The organism is Variovorax sp. OV700 (assembly GCF_900099805.1).
In the GTDB taxonomy this organism is placed as follows: domain Bacteria; phylum Pseudomonadota; class Gammaproteobacteria; order Burkholderiales; family Burkholderiaceae_C; genus Variovorax.
The window spans coordinates 49,338-69,546 of record NZ_FNDR01000010.1; the positions used below are offsets into that span (position 1 = coordinate 49,338).

20 protein-coding genes are annotated in these 20,209 nt (G+C 67.4%); 9 read left to right on the forward strand and 11 right to left on the reverse strand.

Translation table 11 applies throughout. The annotated features are described in order from the left end of the window. Positions 1-43: 43 nt before the first annotated feature. Entirely contained in the window at positions 44-1,438 is a 1,395-nt protein-coding gene (locus tag BLR24_RS21805; RefSeq protein ID WP_093021056.1) for a zinc-binding metallopeptidase family protein, read from the forward strand. Here the strand turns inward: BLR24_RS21805 and BLR24_RS21810 are convergent. The 6 genes from BLR24_RS21810 to BLR24_RS21835 form a co-directional block, all read right to left on the reverse strand. Further along, positions 1,429-1,668 carry a cysteine-rich CWC family protein gene (locus tag BLR24_RS21810; RefSeq protein ID WP_093020745.1) on the reverse strand — a complete coding sequence of 80 codons (240 nt, stop codon included), beginning with the start codon at positions 1,666-1,668 and terminating at the stop codon, positions 1,429-1,431. The two genes, BLR24_RS21805 and BLR24_RS21810, sit on opposite strands and share 10 nt — an antisense overlap. Then, positions 1,668-2,924, reverse strand: coding sequence for a 6-phosphofructokinase (locus BLR24_RS21815; protein WP_093020747.1), 1,257 nt, complete (start codon positions 2,922-2,924; stop codon positions 1,668-1,670). The genes BLR24_RS21810 and BLR24_RS21815 overlap by 1 nt, the downstream gene beginning before the upstream one ends. Positions 2,925-2,972: 48 nt before the next feature. After that, positions 2,973-4,136, reverse strand: a complete 1,164-nt coding sequence (locus tag BLR24_RS21820; protein ID WP_093020749.1) for an acyl-CoA dehydrogenase family protein — start codon at positions 4,134-4,136, stop codon at positions 2,973-2,975. 4 nt (positions 4,137-4,140) lie between these two features. Beyond that, positions 4,141-4,944 carry an enoyl-CoA hydratase-related protein gene (locus BLR24_RS21825; RefSeq protein ID WP_093020751.1) on the reverse strand — a complete coding sequence of 268 codons (804 nt, stop codon included), beginning with the start codon at positions 4,942-4,944 and terminating at the stop codon, positions 4,141-4,143. Next, the gene (locus BLR24_RS21830; RefSeq protein ID WP_093021058.1) at positions 4,944-6,122 is read right to left on the reverse strand and encodes an acetyl-CoA C-acetyltransferase; all 1,179 of its coding nucleotides are present in this window, start codon (positions 6,120-6,122) and stop codon (positions 4,944-4,946) included. The genes BLR24_RS21825 and BLR24_RS21830 overlap by 1 nt, the downstream gene beginning before the upstream one ends. A 130-nt stretch (positions 6,123-6,252) precedes the next feature. After that, positions 6,253-6,576 (reverse strand): DUF2917 domain-containing protein, encoded by a 324-nt coding sequence (locus BLR24_RS21835; RefSeq protein ID WP_254787495.1) that lies wholly within the window; start codon positions 6,574-6,576, stop codon positions 6,253-6,255. Positions 6,577-6,658: 82 nt separating this feature from the next. Between BLR24_RS21835 and BLR24_RS21840 the strand changes: the two genes are divergently transcribed. Further along, complete coding sequence (locus BLR24_RS21840; protein ID WP_093020755.1) at positions 6,659-7,585, forward strand: LysR substrate-binding domain-containing protein; 927 nt, start codon at positions 6,659-6,661, stop codon at positions 7,583-7,585. Between the two features lie 32 nt (positions 7,586-7,617). Here the strand turns inward: BLR24_RS21840 and BLR24_RS21845 are convergent, their stop codons facing one another. Further along, positions 7,618-8,130 carry a fasciclin domain-containing protein gene (locus BLR24_RS21845; protein ID WP_254787523.1) on the reverse strand — a complete coding sequence of 171 codons (513 nt, stop codon included), beginning with the start codon at positions 8,128-8,130 and terminating at the stop codon, positions 7,618-7,620. 462 nt (positions 8,131-8,592) lie between these two features. Between BLR24_RS21845 and BLR24_RS21850 the strand changes: the two genes are divergently transcribed. Both BLR24_RS21850 and BLR24_RS21855 read left to right on the forward strand, forming a co-directional pair. After that, the gene (locus BLR24_RS21850) at positions 8,593-8,820 is read left to right on the forward strand and encodes a hypothetical protein (RefSeq protein ID WP_093020759.1); all 228 of its coding nucleotides are present in this window, start codon (positions 8,593-8,595) and stop codon (positions 8,818-8,820) included. Further along, positions 8,813-9,289, forward strand: coding sequence for a hypothetical protein (locus BLR24_RS21855; protein WP_254787497.1), 477 nt, complete (start codon positions 8,813-8,815; stop codon positions 9,287-9,289). Before BLR24_RS21850 ends, BLR24_RS21855 begins: the two co-directional genes overlap by 8 nt. Positions 9,290-9,299: 10 nt before the next feature. Here the strand turns inward: BLR24_RS21855 and BLR24_RS21860 are convergent, their stop codons facing one another. From BLR24_RS21860 to BLR24_RS21875, 4 genes are all read right to left on the reverse strand, one after another. Continuing rightward, a complete protein-coding gene (locus tag BLR24_RS21860) occupies positions 9,300-10,526 on the reverse strand; it encodes an MFS transporter (RefSeq protein ID WP_254787525.1) in 1,227 nt (408 codons plus the stop codon). A 47-nt stretch (positions 10,527-10,573) separates the two neighbouring features. Beyond that, entirely contained in the window at positions 10,574-12,748 is a 2,175-nt protein-coding gene (locus BLR24_RS21865; protein WP_093020763.1) for a malate synthase G, read from the reverse strand. Positions 12,749-12,808: 60 nt separating this feature from the next. Further along, complete coding sequence (locus BLR24_RS21870) at positions 12,809-13,486, reverse strand: haloacid dehalogenase type II (protein ID WP_093020765.1); 678 nt, start codon at positions 13,484-13,486, stop codon at positions 12,809-12,811. Positions 13,487-13,589: 103 nt separating this feature from the next. Next, positions 13,590-14,330, reverse strand: coding sequence for an IclR family transcriptional regulator (locus tag BLR24_RS21875; RefSeq protein ID WP_093020767.1), 741 nt, complete (start codon positions 14,328-14,330; stop codon positions 13,590-13,592). Positions 14,331-14,454: 124 nt separating this feature from the next. On the opposite strand from BLR24_RS21875, the gene BLR24_RS21880 reads away from it, so the two are divergent. The 5 genes from BLR24_RS21880 to BLR24_RS21900 all read left to right on the forward strand — a co-directional run bounded on the left by BLR24_RS21880 (position 14,455) and on the right by BLR24_RS21900 (position 20,173). Beyond that, on the forward strand, positions 14,455-15,393 hold the full coding sequence (locus BLR24_RS21880) for a hydroxymethylglutaryl-CoA lyase (RefSeq protein ID WP_093020769.1): 939 nt from the start codon (positions 14,455-14,457) through the stop codon (positions 15,391-15,393). Further along, positions 15,386-16,588, forward strand: a complete 1,203-nt coding sequence (locus BLR24_RS21885; protein WP_093020771.1) for a CaiB/BaiF CoA transferase family protein — start codon at positions 15,386-15,388, stop codon at positions 16,586-16,588. Before BLR24_RS21880 ends, BLR24_RS21885 begins: the two co-directional genes overlap by 8 nt. A gap of 37 nt (positions 16,589-16,625) precedes the next feature. Further along, on the forward strand, positions 16,626-17,606 hold the full coding sequence (locus BLR24_RS21890; RefSeq protein WP_093020773.1) for a LysR family transcriptional regulator: 981 nt from the start codon (positions 16,626-16,628) through the stop codon (positions 17,604-17,606). Positions 17,607-17,672: 66 nt separating this feature from the next. After that, positions 17,673-18,125 (forward strand): DUF2214 family protein, encoded by a 453-nt coding sequence (locus BLR24_RS21895; RefSeq protein ID WP_093020775.1) that lies wholly within the window; start codon positions 17,673-17,675, stop codon positions 18,123-18,125. Between the two features lie 5 nt (positions 18,126-18,130). Further along, entirely contained in the window at positions 18,131-20,173 is a 2,043-nt protein-coding gene (locus BLR24_RS21900; protein WP_093020777.1) for a fused MFS/spermidine synthase, read from the forward strand. Positions 20,174-20,209: the final 36 nt, after the last annotated feature.

Below are 20,209 nucleotides of genomic sequence, written 5' to 3' on the forward strand. Positions count from 1 at the left end.
CACAATGCATGCGCTGTCCCGCCTTGCCCCTCAGAACAACGACATGAACCTTCAACCCGGCGCTCCAGCCGACGCTTCCGATCCGGTCGCGGCGCCCAACCTCGCGTCCGAGCTTGCGGCGCCGACCGTCAGCCGCGCCTATCGCTGCCAATGCGGGCGCCCGGTGTTCCTGCGCAACAGCCAATGCCTGGCCTGCCACACGCCGCTCGGGTACGTGATCGACCGGCTCGGTGTGGTGCCGCTGGCGCTGATCCAGGGCGAGGCCGAAGCCCGAACGGAAGGCGTAGGCGAAGGGGAGAGCGAAGCCCAAGGTGCCGAGCCCGACACATTCACCGTGTTCGGCAACCCGGACGGCAAGAGATACCGCCGCTGCGCCAATCTCCTGACCGCCGCCAGCTGCAACTGGATGGTGCCAGCGCCGCGCGAAGGTGACGACCCTGCCTTCAACACCGACGGCCTCGCGCCCGGCTTTTGCCTGTCGTGCAGCGTCACCCGAACCATTCCCGATCTGTCGGTGGAACGGAATGGCGAGCTCTGGCGCAAGCTCGAGCATGCGAAGCGCAGGCTCATCTCGCAGCTGCTGGCGCTCGGGCTGCCGGTGGTTAGCCGCCATGCCGATCCGGTGCACGGCCTGGCTTTCGACTTTCTCGGCAACATGCCGGGCGCCCCGCATGTGATGACGGGGCATGAACACGGCGTGATCACCCTCAACGCCGAAGAGGCCGAGGACGCGGTGCGCGAACGCATCCGGGCCGAGATGCGCGAGCCCTACCGCACGCTGCTCGGCCATTTCCGCCATGAGATCGGCCACTACTACTGGGACCTGCTGGTGCAGCCCACGCCCTGGCTCGAAGAGTTTCGCGCGCTCTTCGGCGACGAGCGCGCCGACTACACCGCGGCACTGCAGACGCACTACGAACAGGGCCCCCCACCCGACTGGTCCAATCGCTTCGTGAGCAGCTACGCGAGCATGCATCCGTGGGAAGACTGGGCCGAGACATGGGCCCATTACCTGCACATGGCCGACACCACCGACACGGCCATGAGCTTTGGCGTGGACGCCACCAACGTGGAGCTCGCGAGCGACCTGTTCACCACCGATGACCTGTGGCAGCCCGAGCACCCCGGCGCGAACAAGTTCCTGGATTTTCTCAACGGCTGGGTGCTGCTCACCAACGTGCTCAATGAACTCTCGCGCAGCATGGGGCAGCCCGACTACTACCCCTTCGTGCTGCCGCGCGCGGCCGTGGGCAAGCTCCAGTTCATCCATTGCGTGGTCACGCAGCAGCGCGACACGACGGTGTCGGCCGCGGCCGCGCCGGATGTACCGCTTCCGCCGCAGCCCGAGCCTCCCGTTTCGGCGCCGGCGCCGGCAGCCGTGCCTACTCCGGTGCAGTCACAGGCGCAAGTCCAGCAGCAGAACACCGCTCAGTCCTGAGGCGCGGCGGCAGGCGTTCCCGCGGCGCAGCGGACGCAGATGCAGGCCTTGCCGCGCGATGCTTCCGGCAGCGATGCGAGCGGCGCGTTGCGGAAGTCGGTCGCCATGCACCAGCAGGGCGGTTGTGCCTGGCCGGTTTCGCGCGCGAGTTCCATCGCGCAGCGGTTCTCTTCCCCGCACAGCGGACAGCGCGTGGCGTCGATGGTGTCCAGGGCGTCTATCGTGCGCATCAGGCGAGCTCGAAGGCCGGGAGCTTCTTCGCCACGGCGACGTTTTGCAAGGTTGCGTACACCGGCAGCCCGTTGCGGTAGGCGGGGTAATCCTCGCCCTCGATCAGCGGAAGCAGGTAGAGCCTGCACTTGTCGGTGATGCCCCAGCCGTCGTCCGAGATGAAGTCGCGCGGCATCGGCTTCTCGACGTTGGCCACCGCGTCGAGCGGCGCGCTGCCGATGCGGTAGGCGTAGGGTGAATCGGAGGTGCGTTCGATGGTCGGCATCACCGCGTTGCGGCCTTCCAGCGCGAGCTCGACTGCGCGCTGGCCCAGTTCGTAGGCCTGCTTCACGTCGGTGGCCGAGGCGATGTGCCGCGCCGCGCGCTGCAAGTAGTCGGCCACGGCCCAGTGGAACTTGTGGCCCAGCGCGTCCTTGACCATCTGCGCTACCACCGGCGCGGCGCCGCCGAGCTGCGCATGGCCGAACGCGTCGCGCGTGCCCTGCTCGGCCAGGAAGGTGCCGTCGGGGTAATGGCAGCCTTCGGACACCACCACCGAGCAGTAGCCGTGCTGCTTCACCAGCTCATCCACGCGCGAGATAAAGCGCGCCTTGTCGAACTCGATTTCGGGGAACAGCACCACCACCGGAATGCCGTGGTCCGCCGCCAGCCCGCCCGCCGCGGCAATCCAGCCCGCATGCCGCCCCATCACCTCGAGCACGAACACCTTGGTGGACGTTGCAGCCATCGAGCGCACGTCGAACGAGGCTTCAAGCGTCGACACCGCCACGTACTTGGCCACCGAGCCGAAGCCCGGGCAGCAGTCGGTCAGCGGCAGGTCGTTGTCGATGGTCTTGGGCACGTGGATGGCCTGCAGCGGATAGCCGAGCGACTGCGACAGCTGGCTCACCTTGAAGCAGGTGTCGGCCGAATCGCCGCCGCCGTTGTAGAAGAAGTAGCCGATGCCGTGCGCCTTGAACACCTCGATGAGGCGCTCGTATTCGCGCCGGTTCTTTTCGAGCGACTTGAGCTTGTAGCGGCATGAGCCGAAAGCGCCTGCGGGCGTGGTGCGAAGCGCCGCAATGGCCTCGGCCGGTTCGGCGCCGGTGTCGATCAGGTCTTCGGTGAGCGCGCCGATGATGCCGTTGCGCCCGGCATAGAGCTGGCCGATGCGGTCCGGATGTTTTCGTGCCGTCTCGATCACGCCGCAGGCCGACGCATTGATGACCGAGGTGACGCCGCCCGACTGGGCGTAGAAGGCGTTGAGGATGGGCATGCGACCATTCTCCCGCAGCCCTTCGCCGGGCGCCAGTGCCCCTCGGTTTCAGCGCCCGCCAAGCCCCATCGCGCGCGTGATCACTTCCTTCATGATCTCGTTGGTGCCGCCATAGATGCGCTGCACCCGCGCATCGGCATACGCGCGCGTGATCGGGTATTCCCACATGAAGCCGTAGCCACCGTGCAGCTGCACGCACTCGTCCATCACCTTGCACTGCAGGTCGGTGGTCCAGTACTTGGCCATGCTGGCAGTGGCGGTATCGAGCTTTTCGGCCATCAACAGCTCGATGCACTTGTCGACGAACACTTGCGCCACCTGCACCTCGGTTTGCAGCTCGGCCAGCGTGTAGCGCGTGTTCTGGTAATTGCCGACAGGCTGGCCGAACACCTTGCGGTCCTTCACATAGGCCACGGTCTGGTCGATGGCGGCCTGCGATGCGGCCACCGCGCTGATTGCAATCTGCAGCCGCTCCCACGGCAGCTGCTCCATCAGGCAGACGAAGCCGCGGTTCAGCTGCGCGGCGTCGCCGAGCAGCGCATCGGCCGGCAGATGCACGTCGTTGAAGAACAGCTCGGAGGTGTCCTGCGCCTTCAGCCCCAGCTTCTTGAGCCGCTTGCCTTTTTCGAAGCCCGGCGTGCCGCGCTCGACCAGGAACAGGCTGGTGCCTTTCGCACCGGCGGCCGGGTCGGTCTTGGCCACCACGATCACCAGGTCGGCATGCCAGCCGTTGGTGATGAAGGTCTTGCTGCCGTTGAGCAGGTAGCTCCCGTCGGCCTGCTTCAGCGCGCTGGTCTTCACCGCCTGCAGATCGCTGCCCGCACCGGGCTCGCTCATCGCGATGGCGCCGACCATCTCGCCGCTCGCGAGCTTGGGCAGGTAGCGCTGCTTCTGTGCCTCGGTGCCATAGCGCAGGATGTACGGTGCCACGATCTCGCTGTGCAGCCCGAAGCCGATGCCTGTGAAGCCGCGCGCCCAAAGCTCCTCGAACTGGATCACCGAATAAAGCAGGTCGGCGCCCGCGCCGCCATATTCCTCGGGCAGCGCCATGCAGAGAAAGCCGTTCTCGCCGGCCTTCGACCATACGGCGCGGTCCACGTAGCCCTGTTCTTCCCACGCTTCGTGGAAGGGCGCGATCTCCTTGTCCATGAAGCGGCGGAAGCTGTCGCGAAAGGCCTCGTGGTCGGCGCTAAAGAGCGTGCGTTCGATCATGGCCTCAGCGCCCCGGAAACGTTGGAGGGCGCTTGTGCAGAAAGGCGCTCACGCCTTCGCGGAAGGTGGGGCGGTCGATCAGCTCGCGCTGGCGTTCGCTTTCGTAATGCAGCTGTTCCTTCAGCGTGTGCCGTTCGGACGCCTCGAAGGCTTCGCGCGCCTCCAGCACCGCATGCGCCGGCAGGCGCGCGAGCCGCCCTGCAATCGCGCGTGCTTCGTCGAGCAGCTGTTCGTCGTCGGCGCAGGCCCAGATCAGGCCCCACTGCACCGCGCGCGCGGCGCTCAGGCGTTCATCGAGCAGCGCCATGCCCATCGCGCGCGCCTTGCCCGCGCGGCGCGGAATGGCCCAGGTGCAGCCAAGGTCCGGCACGATGCCGAGCTTGGGCAAAAAGGGCAGGTAGAAGTAGGCGCTGCGCGCGGCAATCGTCACGTCCGCCGCGAGAGCCAGTCCGACGCCCGCCCCGGCCGCGGCGCCATTGACCGCGGCCACCACCGGCACGGGCAGCGTGCGCAGGGTTTCGATCAGCGGATTGCTGAGCGACTGCATCCACTCTGCCGTCTGCGTGCCGAGCGACTTGCTTTCATTGCCGGGCGCCATCGCGCTCAGGTCGGCGCCCACGCAAAAGGCCTTGCCGGCACCGGTCAGGATCACGGCGCGCACTGCGCGGTCATCGCGGATGCGCTCCAGCGTGTCGCGCAGTTCGATCTGCAGTTCGCGCGCGATCGGGTTCAGCTTGGCCGGCAGGTTCAGCGTGAGCGTGGCGATGCCGTCGGCCAGCTCGTAGAGCACATAAGGCTGCGTGTTCATCAGAGCCTTTCCACGATGGTGACGTTGGCCATGCCACCGCCTTCGCACATCGTCTGCAGGCCGTAGCGCTTGCCGCGCCGGCCCAGTGCATGGATCAGCGTGGTCATGAGCTTGGTGCCCGAGGCGCCCAGCGGATGGCCGAGCGCAATGGCGCCGCCGTTCACGTTGAGCCGCGCCGGATCGGCTTCCAGTGCCTCCAGCCACGCAATCGGCACCGGCGCGAAGGCTTCGTTCACTTCATAGAGGTCGATGTCCTGGATGCGCATGCCGGCCTTTTTCAACGCATGCAGCGTGGCGGGCAGCGGTGCTTCCAGCATGATCACCGGGTCGTGCCCCATCACGCTCATGTGGTGGATGCGCGCGAGCGGCTTCACGCCCAGCGCCTTGAGGCCGCGTTCGTTCACCACCAGCACGCCGCTCGCGCCGTCGCAGATCTGGCTCGCGGTGGCCGCGGTGCAGCGTCCGCCCTCGGCAATCAGCTTGACGCCAGCGATGCCTTCGAGCGTGGCGTCGAAGCGGATGCCTTCGTCCACCGCGTGCCGTTCGCCGGTGCCCGTGCCATCGGCCGAGAGGATCTCGATCGGCACGATCTCGTCGTCGAAGGCGCCCTCGCGGCTCGCGGCGATCGCGCGGCGGTGGCTTTCGAGCGCATAGCGGTCGAGCGCTTCCTTCTCGATGCCGTAGTTCCTGGCGATCATCTCGGCGCCCGCGAACTGGCTGAACTCCACGCCCGGGTAGCGCCTCTTCATGCCCGGGCTCATATAGGTGCCGAGGCCCGCCTTGGCCGGCAGCGCGTTGGGCGTGAACATCGGCACGCGCGTCATGCTTTCGACACCGCCCGCAATCACCGCGTCCATGCTGCCCGACATCACGGCCTGTGCTGCGAAGTGCAGCGCCTGCTGCGACGAGCCGCACTGCCGGTCGACCGAAGTGCCCGGCACCGATTCAGGCAGCCTCGACGCCAGCACCGCGTTGCGCGCAACGTTGGTCGCCTGCTCGCCCACCTGGCTCACGCAGCCGAGGATCACGTCCTCCACTGCCGCCGGGTCGATGCCGCTCTTTGCCACCAATGCGTCGATCACCTGCGCCGCCAGGTCGGCCGGATGCCAGCCCGCGAGCTTGCCGCCGCGCCGGCCGCCGGCGGTGCGCGCCGCGGCCACGATGTATGCCTCTGCCATGGTCATGTCCTTCTCGATAAGAAAACATCGGGAACCGCGCTCCCAACGCAAAAAAGCCGCCCGTCGGGGCGGCGGCGTTCGGTGCGTGGAAAGTCCATGGCATCGAGGTTCGATGCCGGGGGTCTTCAGGTCAAGCCGGGGACAACCCGAGAGGCCGCAGTCGCCAAGGCGACGCGCGGCGTGCAGCCGCAGGCAGCGGCATGCCCGCCGGCTGCGCATCCGACACGGTGATGCACGAAGCCTCCAGTGCGGAGATCAGCACGCGCCGGTGTTCGGTGCCCTCGAAGCGTTCGCCCGGCGCCAGCACGATGTCGCGCGGGTCTCGGTCGAGCGTGACCCAGACCGAGCCGCTGCGGCATTCGATGCCCACGCCCGCGCCGTCGGGCACGGTGAAGATGGAACGGATCGGCAGGCTGACGTGGAAACGGGAAGAAGGATTCAGGTGGGTGCTCATGGCAAGCTCCATTGCATTCGTGATACGAATGAATATAGTGAGTTGACCTCTCTCTTACACGCGGTCATTCGGAACTCGTTGCATGCATTCAGAGAATGCGAAAGCCTCAGCCGGCGAACTTCCGCCGCTCGATCTGCTGCGCAGTTTCGAGGCCGCGGCGCGCCGGCTGAGCTTCACGCTGGCGGCCGGCGAGCTGCACCTCACCCAGTCGGCCGTGAGCCGGCAGATCCAGCAGCTCGAAGCCAGCCTGGGCGTGCTGCTGTTCGAGCGGCGCCACCGCGCGCTCGCGCTCACCGAGGCCGGCGGCGTCATGCAGCGGGCAGTGACCGACAGCCTTGAACGCCTGCGCGATGCCACGGCGCGGGTGCGCGCGAGCTCCGCGCCGCGGCAGGTGGCGATTACCAGCACGCCGGGCTTCGCATCGCTCTGGCTCATTCCGAGGCTGGCACGCTTCACCGTCAGCCACCCGCAAGTCGACGTGCGGGTGTCGGCCACGCTCGACGTGCTCGACCTGGAGAGCAGCCGCATCGACCTGGCGGTGCGTTTCGTGCCGATCGGCCGTGGCATCGGTCCGGCGCTGTTCGAGGAGTCGGTGATCCCGCTGTGTTCGCCGCAACTCGCCGCCTCGCTGCGCGAGCCGGCAGATTTTTCGAAGCTCACCTTGCTGACCGTGGAATACCCCGACCACGGCGAGGCTCCCACCGTCGACTGGGAGCCCTGGCTCCGGGTGATGGGGCTGGACGACCTGCGCATGAAGAGCACGCTGCGCTTCACCCAGTACGCCGATGCGGTGGCCGCAGCGGTGGCGGGGCAAGGGGTGGTGATCGGCCGGCTGCCGCTGCTGCGCGAACTGGTGCAGGCGGGCAGGCTCGTGGCGCCGCTCGGCGAGGGCGTGGCCTCGCACCGCGGCTACTTCATCGAAACATCGAGGCGCGCCGCGGGCAACCGCGACGCGCAGGAGTTCGCGCAGTGGCTGCGCGACGAAGCCGAGGCGGCCCGGCGAAGCTGACGAGACCGCCGCGACGCCGAGCGGAGAGGGGATCAGCCCGGCAGCAGCACCTTGTCGACCACGTGGATCACGCCGTTCGACTGGTAGACGTTGGCAATGGTCACCGTCGCCAGCCCACCCTTGGCATCGCTCACCATCACGTTGCTGCCGCTCATCGTGGCAGTGAGCGTGCCGCCGCTCGCGGTCTTCAGCGTGGCCTTGCCGCCGCCCGCCTTGATGGCGCTCATGAGCGCGGCGCCGTCCATCTTGCCGGGCACCACGTGGTAGGTCAGCACCTTGGTGAGCGTGGGCTTGTTCTCGGGCTTGAGCAAGGTGTCGACCGTGCCGGCCGGCAACGCGGAAAAGGCCGCGTTCGTCGGCGCGAACACGGTGAAGGGGCCGGGGCTCTTCAGCGTGCCCACCAGGTCCGCGGCCTTCACCGCGGCGACCAGCGTGGTGTGGTCCTTCGAATTCACGGCGTTGTCGACGATGTCCTTCGTCGGGAGCATCGCCGCGCCGCCCACCATGGGATTGGACGCCGTGGCGTTGCTGCCGCTCATGCCCATGCTGCCCGCGCAAGCGCCGAGCACAACCGAAACGCCGATGGCAATCACGAGTTTTTTCATTGAAAGGCTCCTGGTAAAAAATGTTCTTGAAAGACCTCTGCGGCGACCGCCTGCAGTTCGGAAGCGCGACGCGCTCCCTGCCCATACGGCGCGGATGCGCGATTGGATTCGCCCTTCAAGCCGCGTCGGCTTTGCGCCACAGCGACTCACGCGCCGCTTGCGCACCGCGCGCGTGCTCGCCAGAATCCGCCCTTCGTTTTTCAGCAACAGTTTTTTCATCCGCGCCTGGCGACGATCAACCTCCCGGGCGGCAACTCCATTCAATGAACCGTTTTCTGAACACCTGACCCGCACACCGACCGCCCCGGCCGGATGTGCATCCATGCATCCGCCGAGGCCCATCGACAAAGGCCCCGCGCAGCCATTCGCCGGGGCTTTTTTTGTTTTTGGAGTGCGCGCAACATGAGTGCTCAACGAAAGGCCCGCGACGATCAGAAGCGCCTGGGCCGGTTTTACTTTTCGGTGCCGACTCCGGCACCGCGCAATCCCGTGGTGGCCGCGATGGCGCACCGCGAATCCAGCCAGGGCGCAGGCCGCCATCTGCGCACGCACCGGGCGGAGCGGCGCGCGCAAAAAGTGGCGCTGCAAAAGGCTGCGCGCAGCCTGCAGGGGAGGGGCGGCGATGCGTGAAGACATGGACAAGGTCATCGTCGAGCGGCCACGCCGCGGCGGCGGTGTGCAGGGCGACGGGCGCAAGTGGCGCAACAGCAGGGAGCGTGGTTCGTACCTGGGCATGGCGCAGGGCTATGCCTATCCGAAGGGGCTCAATGAAAACCTCGCGCCGCTGAAGCGCTGGCTGCACAAGCAGGTGCACCGGCCGTGGGACAAGGTGTATGCGGAGCTGTGCAGCGGCATTGACCGCCGCAGCACGGTGCAGGCGCACATCTTCCAGCACATCGACGATTTCGTCGAACGCCAGGCGGTGCTGCGGGACGGCGAAGTGTGGGTCAGCGAATCTTGGTGGAGGGCCGTTGCGCGAGGCCGCGCATGTCGAACTGTTCGTGCATCCGGCAACCGGCATCCTGCTGCCCAACCGGCTGCGGCGCAAGGCTGGGCATCAGGAGGCTGCGAAGCGCAAGGAGGCCGTGGTCAGCGCTAGCTCGGCGACTCTAGCGCTTGTTGACGGTCGACAGCGAGCCCGCATCCGATGAGCGCGGCATCAACCGGAACGCGAGGGTTCCCGCCGCCAGCATGCCGGCGATCGTGAGGAACACCGCGCGGTAGGTCTCGACGCCGTTCGCCACCGCCCACGACGCGGCCACGCCGGTCGTCCACTGCATCAGCGAGACGCCGAGGAACATCGCCATGTTGAGCAGTGCCATGGCGCGTCCGGTCATGGCTGCCGGGTAGGCGCTCCTGGCGTACGCATACTGCAGCACGCCGTAGCCGGAAAGAAGGCCATAAACGATGGGCAGGCCGATGTCCACTGCGCGCGAATGCGTGAGCGCCATCGCGCCGAACATCAGTGCGCCGGTGGCGGCGCAGGCCATCATCCAGTGTGCGCGCCGCGCGGCGCCGGGGTCCAAGCGGCCGAACAGCGCGGGGCTGATCATGCCGGTGATGGTCATCACCAGCGCCACGTTGCCGCTGGCGACGAGCGACAGACCATGGCGCTCGTGCAGCACCGGCCCAAGCCACAGGCCGCGCAGCGTGATGAAGGCCGCATACGACACGCAGGCGAAGCACAGCAGCCCCAGCGTATGAGGCATCGCGAACAGCGGCAGCAGTTCGCGCACGGCCTTGCGCAGCGACTGGCGTTCGGCCGGAGCAGCCTTCGGGTCCGCGGCCTCCGCCGTGCGCGCCGGTTCGCGCACGCGCCAGAAGATCACGAGCCAAGAGAGCACGGCGAAGCCAGCCAGCACCGCGTAGCCGGCGCGCCATGAGGCGGCTTCGATCAGCAGCGCCAGCGGCGTGCCGGTGAACAGGATGCCCAGGCCGGCCAGGCTCAACACCAGCCCCGACATCGCGGTGAAGCGCGAGGCATCGAAATGCCGCGCGATGAACACAGTGCAGGCAAGGAAAGCGGGTGCGCAGCCGACGCCGATCAGCGCCTGTCCCAGCAGCAGGGCGCCGAAGGTCGGCGCCGCTGCGCACAGCGCAGCACCGGCGACGGCCAGCGGAAAGGCGGTCAGCACTGTGCGGCGCACGCCGAACAGGTCGATCGACACGCCCATCGCGAGCTGCATGATGCCGAACGTGAAATGAAAGGTGCCCGCCCAGGTTCCGAGCTGCTGCGGCGTCAGGCCGAACTGGCCGCTGAGCGGCGTGGCCATCATGGCGCCGACGGTGCGGAAGGCCTGGCTCAGGGCAAAGGCCGAAGCCAGTGCCACGAGCATCGCGGCCGCCGAAACAGACCGGCGCGGCGGGGTGCCGAGGTTGCCGGTCAGGCTTCGCCCTTGACCTTCAAGCGCCATGCATGCAGCAGCGGCTCGGTGTAGCCGCTCGGCTGCTCGATGCCCTTGAACACCAGGTCTTGCGCCGCCTTGTACGCGGCTGATGTGTCGAAGTGGCCGGCCATCGGCTGGTAGACCGGGTCGCCCGCGTTCTGTTCGTCGACCACCTTGGCCATGCGCTGGAAGGTCTCGTCGACCTGCGCCTTGGTCACCACGCCGTGCAGCAGCCAGTTGGCGATGTGCTGGCTCGAGATGCGCAGCGTGGCGCGGTCTTCCATCAGGCCCACGTTGTGGATGTCGGGCACCTTGGAGCAGCCCACGCCCTGGTCGATCCAGCGCACCACGTAGCCGAGGATGCCCTGCACGTTGTTGTCGATCTCCTGCTGCTTCTCGGCGTCGGTCCAGTTGGCTTGCGGTGCGATGGGCACCTGCAGCAGCGCGTTCAGGATGTTGTCGCGCTCGGCATCGGCGTCGATCTTTTCGAGCTCTTGCTGGACGGCCGTGACGCTCACCTGGTGGTAGTGCAGCGCATGCAGCGTGGCGGCGGTGGGCGAAGGCACCCAGGCGGTGTTGGCGCCCGCCTTGGGGTGGCCGATCTTCTGCTCGAGCATGGCGGCCATCAGGTCGGGCATGGCCCACATGCCCTTGCCGATCTGGGCCTTGCCGCGCAGGCCGCACGAGAGGCCGACCAGCACGTTGTTCTTTTCGTAGGCGCCGATCCACGCGCTCGACTTCATGTCGCCCTTGCGGATCATCGGGCCGCCCTGCATGGCGGTGTGCATCTCGTCGCCGGTGCGGTCGAGGAAGCCGGTGTTGATGAAGGCCACGCGCGCGGCGGCCTCGGCAATGCAGGCCTTGAGGTTGACGCTGGTGCGGCGCTCCTCGTCCATGATGCCGAGCTTCACGGTGTTGGCGGCGAGGCCGAGCAGCTGCTCGACGCGGCCGAACAGCTCGCTGGCAAAGGCCACTTCGGCCGGGCCGTGCATCTTGGGCTTGACGATGTAGATGCTGCCGGTGCGCGAGTTGCCCTTGCGCTTCAGGTCGATCATCGCGATGGTGGTGGTCACCACGGCATCGAGAATGCCTTCGGGAATTTCCTTGCCGTCCGCATACAGCACGGCCGGGTTGGTCATCAGGTGGCCCACGTTGCGCAGGAACATGAGCGAGCGGCCGTGCAGCTTCACGGGCTGGCCGTCGGCGCCGGTGTATTCGCGGTCGGGGTTGAGGCCGCGCGTGAAGGTCTTGCCGCCCTTGGCGACTTCTTCGGTGAGCGTGCCCTGCACGATGCCGAGCCAGTTCGCATACGCGATGACCTTGTCGGCCGCATCGACCACGGCCACCGAGTCTTCGAGGTCGAGAATGGTCGAGAGCGCGGATTCGAGCACGACGTCGCTTATGCCGGCCGCATCGCCCTTGCCGATGGGCGTGCCGCGGTCGATGCGGATGTCCAGGTGAATGCCGTTGTGCTTCAGCAGCACCGACGACGGCGATGCCGCATCGCCCTGGTAGCCGACGAAGGCGGCTGGATCGCGCAGCATGGTGCTGCTGCTTTGCAGCGCGATGTGCAGCTGGCCATCCTTCACGCTGTAGCCGGTCGCCATCTTGTGCGAGCCGTTTTCGAGCGGCGCGGCCTGGTCGAGCACGTTGCGCGCAAACTCGATGACCTTGGCCCCGCGCACGGGGTTGTAGCCCTTGCCCTTTTCGGCGCCATCGGTCTCGGGAATGGCGTCGGTGCCATAGAGCGCGTCGTACAGCGAACCCCAGCGCGCGTTGGCGGCGTTGAGCGCGTAGCGGGCATTGAGGATGGGCACCACCAGCTGCGGGCCGGCTTGCAATGCAAGCTCGGAATCGACGTTGGCCGTGGTGGCCTTCGCGCCCTTGGGCTGCGGCAGCAGGTAGCCGATCTTCTCGAGGAATGCGCGGTAAGCCGGCATGTCGTTGATGGGGCCGGGGTTCTTCTTGTGCCAGGCGTCGATCTCGGTCTGCAGGCGATCGCGCTCGGCCAGCAGCGCGACGTTCTTCGGCGCGAGGTCGTGAACGATGGCGTCGAAGCCCTTCCAGAAGGTGTCGCTCGCCACGCCGCTGGCAGGCAGGACCTTGTCTTCGATGAAGCGATGGAGCTCGGTCGCAATCTGGAGTCGGTGGGCAGTGGTGCGGGCGGTCATGTTTTTTCTCCTGGAGAACGGTGCAATGCGAATGCTGGATGAGATGTGAGGCGGTGTCTGTCAGAAGAACCCGAGCACGTCGCGCAGGCTGCTGCCGATGCGTTCGGGCTCAGTGCCGAGTTCTTCGAAAGGAAGCTGGTAGCGGTTGACCCAGAGCGTGCGAAATCCGTACCAGGTGGCGCCGAGCGCGTCCCAGCCGTTGCAGCTCACGAAGGCGATCTGGTTCGGTTGCAGGCCGGTGGCCGTGACGCCGAGCCGGTAGGCCTCGGGGTGTGTCTTGTACTTGCGGATGCCGTCCACGCTCAACACGTGGTCGAGCAGGCCGTCGAGGCCGGCGCTGCGAACGGCGGCGTCGAGCATGCCGGGGTCGCCGTTCGAGAGAATGCCGGTGACGACGCCGCGGCTCTTGAGTAACTTCAGCACGTCGCGGCATTCGGGAAAAGCCGTGAGCGTGCGGTACTGGTCCATCAGTTGCTGCTCGGCGGTCTCCGTCAGGGCGAGGCCGAGCCGCTTGCAGGTGTAGCGCAGTGCGGCGCGCGTGAGTTCGCCAAAGGGCTGGTAGTGCGCGCCGTCGTCGCTGGTGGTCACCAGGCGGGTGTATTCGATCTGCTTGTCGCGCCAGCCCGCGGCCAGCGCCTGGCCCTGGCCGGCGAACAGCCGCTCGGCCGTCTGCCCGACGCTGTACACGTCGAACAAGGTGCCGTATGCGTCAAAGAGAACTGCCCCGGGATGGTCCATGCGTTGACTTTATTCGATACTTTGTCGGTGAGTAAGAGCCGAAACCGGGATTTATCAGTGACAAAAATGAAGGTAATTGCGGAAGCCTGCATGCATCCCGGTGTCAGATCATTGCGCTGAGTTCGCGCGCCGCGGCGCACACCGGTTCGATGTGGCGCTCGTCGTAGCGGTGGGCCGGCATGGTCAGCGTGAGCGCCGCGGCCAACTGTCCGTCGGCATGGAACACCGGCGCCGAAATGCCCGCCAGCTCGGCCGTGCGGTCGCCCACCAGCGCGCAGTAGCCCTGGGCGCGAATGGTGTCGTACAGCTTGCGTTCCCTGCCGCCGCTCGGCCGCTCGGCCTCCGGCCCGAAGGCGATCAGCACCCGCGCCCCGGCACCCCGGTCGTTAGACAGCACGTCGCCCGCGCACACATGGTCGCGCACGACGTGCGACGAATCGACGCGGAACTGGCACAGCCGCACCCAGCTTTCGCCCTGGTCCTGCCGCACGTGGTATGCCGCGCTCTCGCCGGTAGCGGCGGCCAGCGCGCGCAGCATCGGCAGCACGACGCGGTCGAGCGAAAGCGACGCCGCATACAGGCCATGCAGGCGCGCGACCTCGGCGCCCAGCGCGTAGCGGCCATCCTCCTGCCGACGGATCAGCCGCGCATGTTCGAGCGATGCCAAAAGGCGCAGCACCGTGCTCTTGTAGAGCTGCGTGCGCTCCGCAAACTGCGCCAGCGACAGCGCCTCGTCGCCGGGCTGGAAAGCCGAGAGCAGGCTCAGCGCGCGGTCGACCGCGGCGGCGCCGCCGGGGGCGGCGTTGAGGTCGGACACGGATTCAGCTTGGGCTTTGCGCGGCATGGGAAAGGGGTCGGCTTGACAGCCTCGTGGATCGACGGTTTAATTCTGTTTAACAGAATATAGTTCTGCAAGATAGAACAGTCAAGAGATTCCTCAGGCGATCCCCCATAAGGAGACAGATCCGATGACACCCCCCGACGTCCTCATCAGCGAGGTCGGCCCGCGCGACGGCCTGCAGTCGGTCAAGGCCACCATGCCCACGGCCGACAAGCTGCGCTGGATCGACGCGCTCTACGCTGCCGGTGTGCGCGAAATCGAAGTCGCATCCTTCGTGCCCGCGAAGCTGCTGCCGCAGATGGCCGACGCCGCCGAGGTGGTGCGCCACGCCGTCACGCTGCCCGGCCTTGTGGTGATGGCACTGGTGCCCAATCGCAAGGGCGCAGAAGCGGCGCTCGAAGCCGGCGTGCACAAGCTCACGATGCCGGTGTCGGCCAGCGTGGCGCATTCGCTCGCCAACGTGCGCAAGACGCCGACCGAGATGGTGGAGGAGGTGCGCGCCATCTCGGATCTGCGCCGCACCATCGCGCCGCGGGTGAAGCTCGAGGCCGGCATCTCCACCGCCTTCGGCTGCACGCTGCAGGGGCTGGTGCCCGAAGACGACGTGATCCGCCTGGCCGCGCAATGCATCGAGGCCGGGGCTGACGAGTCGGGCCTGTCCGACACCGTGGGCTATGCCAACCCCGCGCAGGTGCGCCGGCTCTTCAAGCGATTGCGCGCCGAACTCGGCCAGCACGCGGGCGCCGCCCACATGCACAACACGCGCGGCCTCGGCATTGCCAACTGCCTTGCCGCCTGGGACGAGGGCGTACGCACCTTCGACGCCTCGCTCGGCGGTCTCGGCGGCTGCCCCTACGCACCGGGCGCTTCGGGCAATGCGGTGACCGAAGACCTCGTCTTCATGTTCGAGGCCATGGGCGTGCGAACCGGCATCGACATCCAGAAACTCATCGCGGCGCGCGCGCCGCTCATGGCTGGCCTCCCCGGCGAACCGGTCTATGGCATGACGCCCGAAGCCGGCCTGCCCAAGGGCTTTGTCCAACAGGAAACCATTGCACATGGCTGAATCCCAAGCTTTGCCAAATCCTCTGCCGTATGCCGGCATTCGCGTCGTCGAGTTCACCCACATGGTCATGGGCCCGACCTGCGGCCTGCTGCTGGCCGACCTCGGTGCCGAAGTGATCAAGGTCGAGCCCATCGAGGGCGACAGCACGCGCCGCCTGCTCGGCTCGGGCGCGGGTTTCTTTCCCACATTCAACCGCAACAAGAAGAGCATTGCGCTCGACCTCAAATCGCCCGAAGGCGTGGAGGCCGCGCTGCGCCTCGTCGCCACCGCCGACATCGTCAGCGAGAACTTCAAGCCCGGCACCATGAAGAAGCTGGGGCTCGACTATGAAACGCTGCGCGATCTCCACCCGCGCCTCATCTATGTGAGCCACAAGGGCTTTTTGCCTGGCCCCTACGACCACCGCACGGCCCTTGACGAGGTGGTGCAGATGATGGGCGGCCTGGCCTACATGACGGGCCGTGCTGGCGACCCGCTGCGCGCGGGCACCAGCGTGAACGACATCATGGGTGGAATGTTCGGCGCCATCGGCGCGATGGCCGCGCTGCGCCAGCGCGAGCTCACCGGCAAGGGCTGCGAGGTGCAGTCCGCGCTGTTCGAGAACAACGTGTTCCTGGTTGCGCAGCACATGATGCAGTTCGCCGCCACGGGCAAGGCGGCCGACCCGATGCCCAGCCGCATTTCGGCCTGGGCGGTGTACGACGTATTCACCGTGAAGGACGGCGAGCAGATCTTCCTCGCCGCGGTGAGCGACAAGCAGTGGACCATTTTCTGCAAGGCCTTCGGCCTGGAAGAGATGTTGGCCGACCCCAGACTGAAGACCAACAACGACCGGGTGCTCGCGCGCGACTGGATGATGCCGATCCTGCGCTCGCACCTGGCCGACCGCAGCGCGGCCGAGCTCAGTGCGGTGTTCGAGCAGAACGAGCTGCCCTTCGCGCCCATCACCAGGCCGCAGGAACTGTTCGACGACCCGCACCTCAACGCCACCGGCGGGCTCGCGCCGGTGCGCATGAACGACGGCCACATGGCCAAGGTACCGCTGATGCCGTTCACGCTGGGTGGCGAGCGCCCCGGCATGCGCATGCAGCCGCCCCGCATCGGCGAGCACACCGGCGAGCTGTTGAGGGAGGTCGGCTACGGCGACGAAGAGATCGCCGCCTTCGAGGCGCGCCGGGCCGGCATCGCTCGCTGAACCCGCGCGAAACCCCGGGCGATATAGTTCGGGCGCCATGGACCGCCTGAAGCAACTCGAATCCTTCGTCTCGGTGGCGACCCGCGGCGGTCTCACGGCCGCGGCCAAGGCCGAGGGTGTCGCGCCCGCCATCATGGGGCGGCGGCTCGATGCGCTCGAGGCGCGGCTGGGCGTGAAGCTGCTGGTGCGCACCACGCGGCGCATCACGCTCACGCACGAAGGCAGCGCCTTTCTCGAGGACTGCCAGCGCCTGCTGACCGAATTCGCCAACGCCGAGGCCAGCGTGAGCGCCGGCGGCGTCAAGGCCAGCGGCCATCTGCGCGTGACGGCGCCGGCCGGCTTCGGCCGCCGCCACGTGGCGCCGCTGGTGCCGCGCTTTCATGCGCTGCATCCCGAGGTCACCATCTCGCTCAACCTGAGCGACCGCGTGGTCGACGTGCGCGGCGAAAGCTTCGACTGCGCGGTGCGCGTGGGCGACATGCCCGATTCGTCCCTGGTGAGCGTGCGGCTCGCCGATAACCGCCGCCGCTGCGTCGCCACGCCGGAGTTCGTGCGCCGCTACGGCATGCCGCGGCATCCGAGCGAGCTCTCGCGCTTCGCCTGCCTGACACTGTCGAGCGATGCCTCGCAAACGCGCGGCTGGGCGTTCCGCGTTCCGCGGACCGCCCAAGGGCGGGGTCAGGAACGCACCCTGACGGGTGCGGGGATCCCGGCCGAAGACGGCGGCGAGGAATTGATCCATCTGCGGCCGGACGGCCCGCTGGACTGTTCCGACGGCCAGGTGCTGCACGACTGGTGTTTGGCCGGCCACGGCATTGCATGGCGCAGCACCTGGGAGGTCGAGGCCGAGATCGATGCCGGCCTGCTGGTGCCGCTGCTCGATGAATTTGCCGCGCCGCCGAACGGCATCTATGCGGTATTCACCGGCACCAAGCACCTGCCGCTTCGGGTGCGACTGTGGCTTGATTTCCTCAAGGCGCACTACGGACGCCCCGAATTCTGGGGCGGAAGAGGGTAAAGCGCGCGAGGGGCGGCACAATGTGCAAGCATTTGCAACCCCACTGAGAAGAGAAGAAAGCCGACGATGACCCTCGAAGCCATCCTTGCCTACCTGCACTTGCTGGCCATCCTCACGATGGTGGTGTTCATCTCCAGCGAAGCGGCGCTGTGCCGCGTGCAGTGGCTCAATGCCGCCGTGGTGGAACGGCTCGCCCGGGTGGACATGGTCTACGGCATTGCGGCAGTGACTGTGCTGGCCACCGGCATCGCGCGCACCGTGTGGGGTGTGAAGGGCACGGCCTGGTACTGGACCAATCCGCTGCTGCACGTGAAGCTCGGGCTGTTCATCGTCGTTGGCGTGCTCTCGATCTTTCCGACGCTGGCCTACCTGCGCTGGCGCAAGGCGCTGCGGGCCAACGGCACGCTGCCGGCCGAAGACGACATCAAGAAGACGCGCAAGCTGGTGATGGTGCAGGCGCACCTGATTGCGCTGATTCCGCTGGTGGCCGTGTTCCTCGCACGAGGCTTCGGCAAGTAGGCCCCATGGGACGCGCCGGCATCCAGCTTCTGTTTGCCGGCACCATCTTCAGCAGCGCGTTCCTGCTGTTCCTGGTGCAGCCACTGATCGCCAAGCAGATCCTGCCTTGGTTCGGCGGCTCGGCCGCCGTGTGGTCGATCTGCATGGTGTTCTTCCAGGCCGTGCTGCTCGCGGGCTATGCGTATTCCGATTGGGTCACGCGCCACCTGCGCGTGCGGGCGCAGGCCGCGCTGCACGTGGGGCTGCTGCTTGCGAGCCTCGCGTTCCTACCGCTCGTGGTGCGCGCGGGTTGGAAGCCCAGCGGCGCCGAAGACCCGACCTGGCTGATCCTGGGCCTGCTGTTCGCAACCATCGGCCTACCGTACTTCCTGCTTTCGACCACCGGGCCGCTGGTGCAGTCGTGGGTGGCGCGCACGCCCTGGGGCGCGCAGGTGTATCGGTACTTCTCGCTGTCGAACCTTGCATCGCTGCTGTCGCTGCTGTGCTACCCGGTGTTCATAGAGCCCCGCAGCTCGCTCTGGCAGCAGGCGCGCGGATGGTCCTGGGGCTATGGTTTGTTCGTGGTGCTTTGCGCCGGCACGACCTTGCTCGTGGCGCGCCGCTGGCCTGAGGACACGCCGTTGCCGGAAGGGCCGGGCCAGGCCGCGGCTGCCGAAGAATACAAGCAGCCGCCCTGGACCGACAGCCTGCTCTGGCTCGTGTTGCCGGCGCTGGCCTCATGGCTGTTGCTGGCCGTGACCAACCACATCACCCAGAACGTGGCCGCAGTTCCGTTTCTCTGGATACTGCCGCTTTCGCTGTACCTGTTCACCTTCGTGCTGTGCTTCGAGAGCGACCGCTGGTACCGGCGCAGCGTGTTCCTGCCGCTCGCGGCGGGCGTGCTGTTGCTGTGCGCCTTTGGCCTGCAGCACCACGTCGGCTCCGACGTGCGCACGGGGCTGCCGATCTATGTCGGCGGCCTTTTCGTGCTGTGCATGTTCCTGCATGGAGAGACGGCAAGGCTGCGCCCGGGCCCGAACCATCTCACGCGTTTCTACCTGATGCTGTCGCTGGGCGGTGCCACGGGCGGCGCCCTGGTGGGGCTGGTGGCGCCGCACGTGCTGCCGGCGTACTACGAAATGGGCATCGGCCTGATGCTGACGGCGCTGGCGGCAGCCGCGGTGCTGCGCCGGCGCGTCTGGCTGCGGGTGTCCAGCGTGGCGCTGGCGGCTTGCTGCGCTTTCTTTCTGATCGTGCAGATCGGCGGCGACCGGTCGGACGCGCGCCACCTGCTGCGCAATTTCTATGGCGCGCTGATCACCTTCGACGTGCGCCGCACCGACCCGTCGAACAATGTGCGCCTGCTGTCCCATGGGTCCATCAAGCACGGCGAGCAGTTCCTGGATCCGTCGCGCCGGCGCGAGCCCACAACTTACTACGGTGCGACGTCTGGCATTGGCCGCGCCATGGCCGTGGCGCCGGCCGCACCGCGCCACGTCGGGCTGATCGGCCTTGGCGCCGGCACGCTGGCGAGCTACGGCCGCAGCGGCGACGTCTATCGGATCTACGAGATCAATCCGCAGGTGTTCGAACTGGCGGACAGCGAATTCACCTTTCTGCGCGACAGCCCCGCGCGCATCGAGCGCGTGCTCGGCGACGCGCGGCTGGCGCTGGAGCGCGAGTCGCCGCAGGGCTTCGACCTGCTCGCGGTCGACGCCTTCTCGGGCGACGCGGTGCCGGTTCACCTGCTCACGGCAGAGGCCATGGACGTGTACATGCGGCACATGAAGCCGGACGGCATCGTGGCCTTTCACGTGACCAATCGGTTTCTCGAGCTGGCGCCGGTGGTGGCGCGGATCGCGCAGGCGAAGGGCTTGCACGCCGTGCTCGTCAGCGACGACGCGGAAGCCTCGAAGTGGCTCAATCCCACCGACTGGGTGCTGGTGGCGCGCGATCCGGCCGTGCTGGCACGCGACCCCCTGCGCGCGGTGGCATCGCCCATCGCGACGCCCGAAGACGCCCGTCCCTGGACCGACGATTTCAACAACCTGCTGGGCGTGCTCAAGTAGCGCCCAAGAAAAAGCCCCGCGGGCGCGAAGCGCGTG

Coding starts and splice junctions, on each gene's coding strand:
- BLR24_RS21900 (WP_093020777.1), top strand. CDS start 18,131: ATGGGACGCGCCGGCATCCAGCTTCTGTTTGCCGGCACCATCTTCAGC.
- BLR24_RS21850 (WP_093020759.1), top strand. CDS start 8,593: ATGAGTGCTCAACGAAAGGCCCGCGACGATCAGAAGCGCCTGGGCCGG.
- BLR24_RS21890 (WP_093020773.1), top strand. CDS start 16,626: ATGGACCGCCTGAAGCAACTCGAATCCTTCGTCTCGGTGGCGACCCGC.
- BLR24_RS21860 (WP_254787525.1), bottom strand. CDS start 10,526: ATGCTCGTGGCACTGGCTTCGGCCTTTGCCCTGAGCCAGGCCTTCCGC.
- BLR24_RS21885 (WP_093020771.1), top strand. CDS start 15,386: ATGGCTGAATCCCAAGCTTTGCCAAATCCTCTGCCGTATGCCGGCATT.
- BLR24_RS21835 (WP_254787495.1), bottom strand. CDS start 6,576: ATGAGCACCCACCTGAATCCTTCTTCCCGTTTCCACGTCAGCCTGCCG.
- BLR24_RS21825 (WP_093020751.1), bottom strand. CDS start 4,944: ATGAACACGCAGCCTTATGTGCTCTACGAGCTGGCCGACGGCATCGCC.
- BLR24_RS21830 (WP_093021058.1), bottom strand. CDS start 6,122: ATGGCAGAGGCATACATCGTGGCCGCGGCGCGCACCGCCGGCGGCCGG.
- BLR24_RS21865 (WP_093020763.1), bottom strand. CDS start 12,748: ATGACCGCCCGCACCACTGCCCACCGACTCCAGATTGCGACCGAGCTC.
- BLR24_RS21810 (WP_093020745.1), bottom strand. CDS start 1,668: ATGCGCACGATAGACGCCCTGGACACCATCGACGCCACGCGCTGTCCG.
- BLR24_RS21855 (WP_254787497.1), top strand. CDS start 8,813: ATGCGTGAAGACATGGACAAGGTCATCGTCGAGCGGCCACGCCGCGGC.
- BLR24_RS21870 (WP_093020765.1), bottom strand. CDS start 13,486: ATGGACCATCCCGGGGCAGTTCTCTTTGACGCATACGGCACCTTGTTC.
- BLR24_RS21820 (WP_093020749.1), bottom strand. CDS start 4,136: ATGATCGAACGCACGCTCTTTAGCGCCGACCACGAGGCCTTTCGCGAC.
- BLR24_RS21895 (WP_093020775.1), top strand. CDS start 17,673: ATGACCCTCGAAGCCATCCTTGCCTACCTGCACTTGCTGGCCATCCTC.
- BLR24_RS21845 (WP_254787523.1), bottom strand. CDS start 8,130: ATGGGCATGAGCGGCAGCAACGCCACGGCGTCCAATCCCATGGTGGGC.
- BLR24_RS21805 (WP_093021056.1), top strand. CDS start 44: ATGAACCTTCAACCCGGCGCTCCAGCCGACGCTTCCGATCCGGTCGCG.
- BLR24_RS21815 (WP_093020747.1), bottom strand. CDS start 2,924: ATGCCCATCCTCAACGCCTTCTACGCCCAGTCGGGCGGCGTCACCTCG.
- BLR24_RS21880 (WP_093020769.1), top strand. CDS start 14,455: ATGACACCCCCCGACGTCCTCATCAGCGAGGTCGGCCCGCGCGACGGC.
- BLR24_RS21840 (WP_093020755.1), top strand. CDS start 6,659: ATGCATTCAGAGAATGCGAAAGCCTCAGCCGGCGAACTTCCGCCGCTC.
- BLR24_RS21875 (WP_093020767.1), bottom strand. CDS start 14,330: ATGCCGCGCAAAGCCCAAGCTGAATCCGTGTCCGACCTCAACGCCGCC.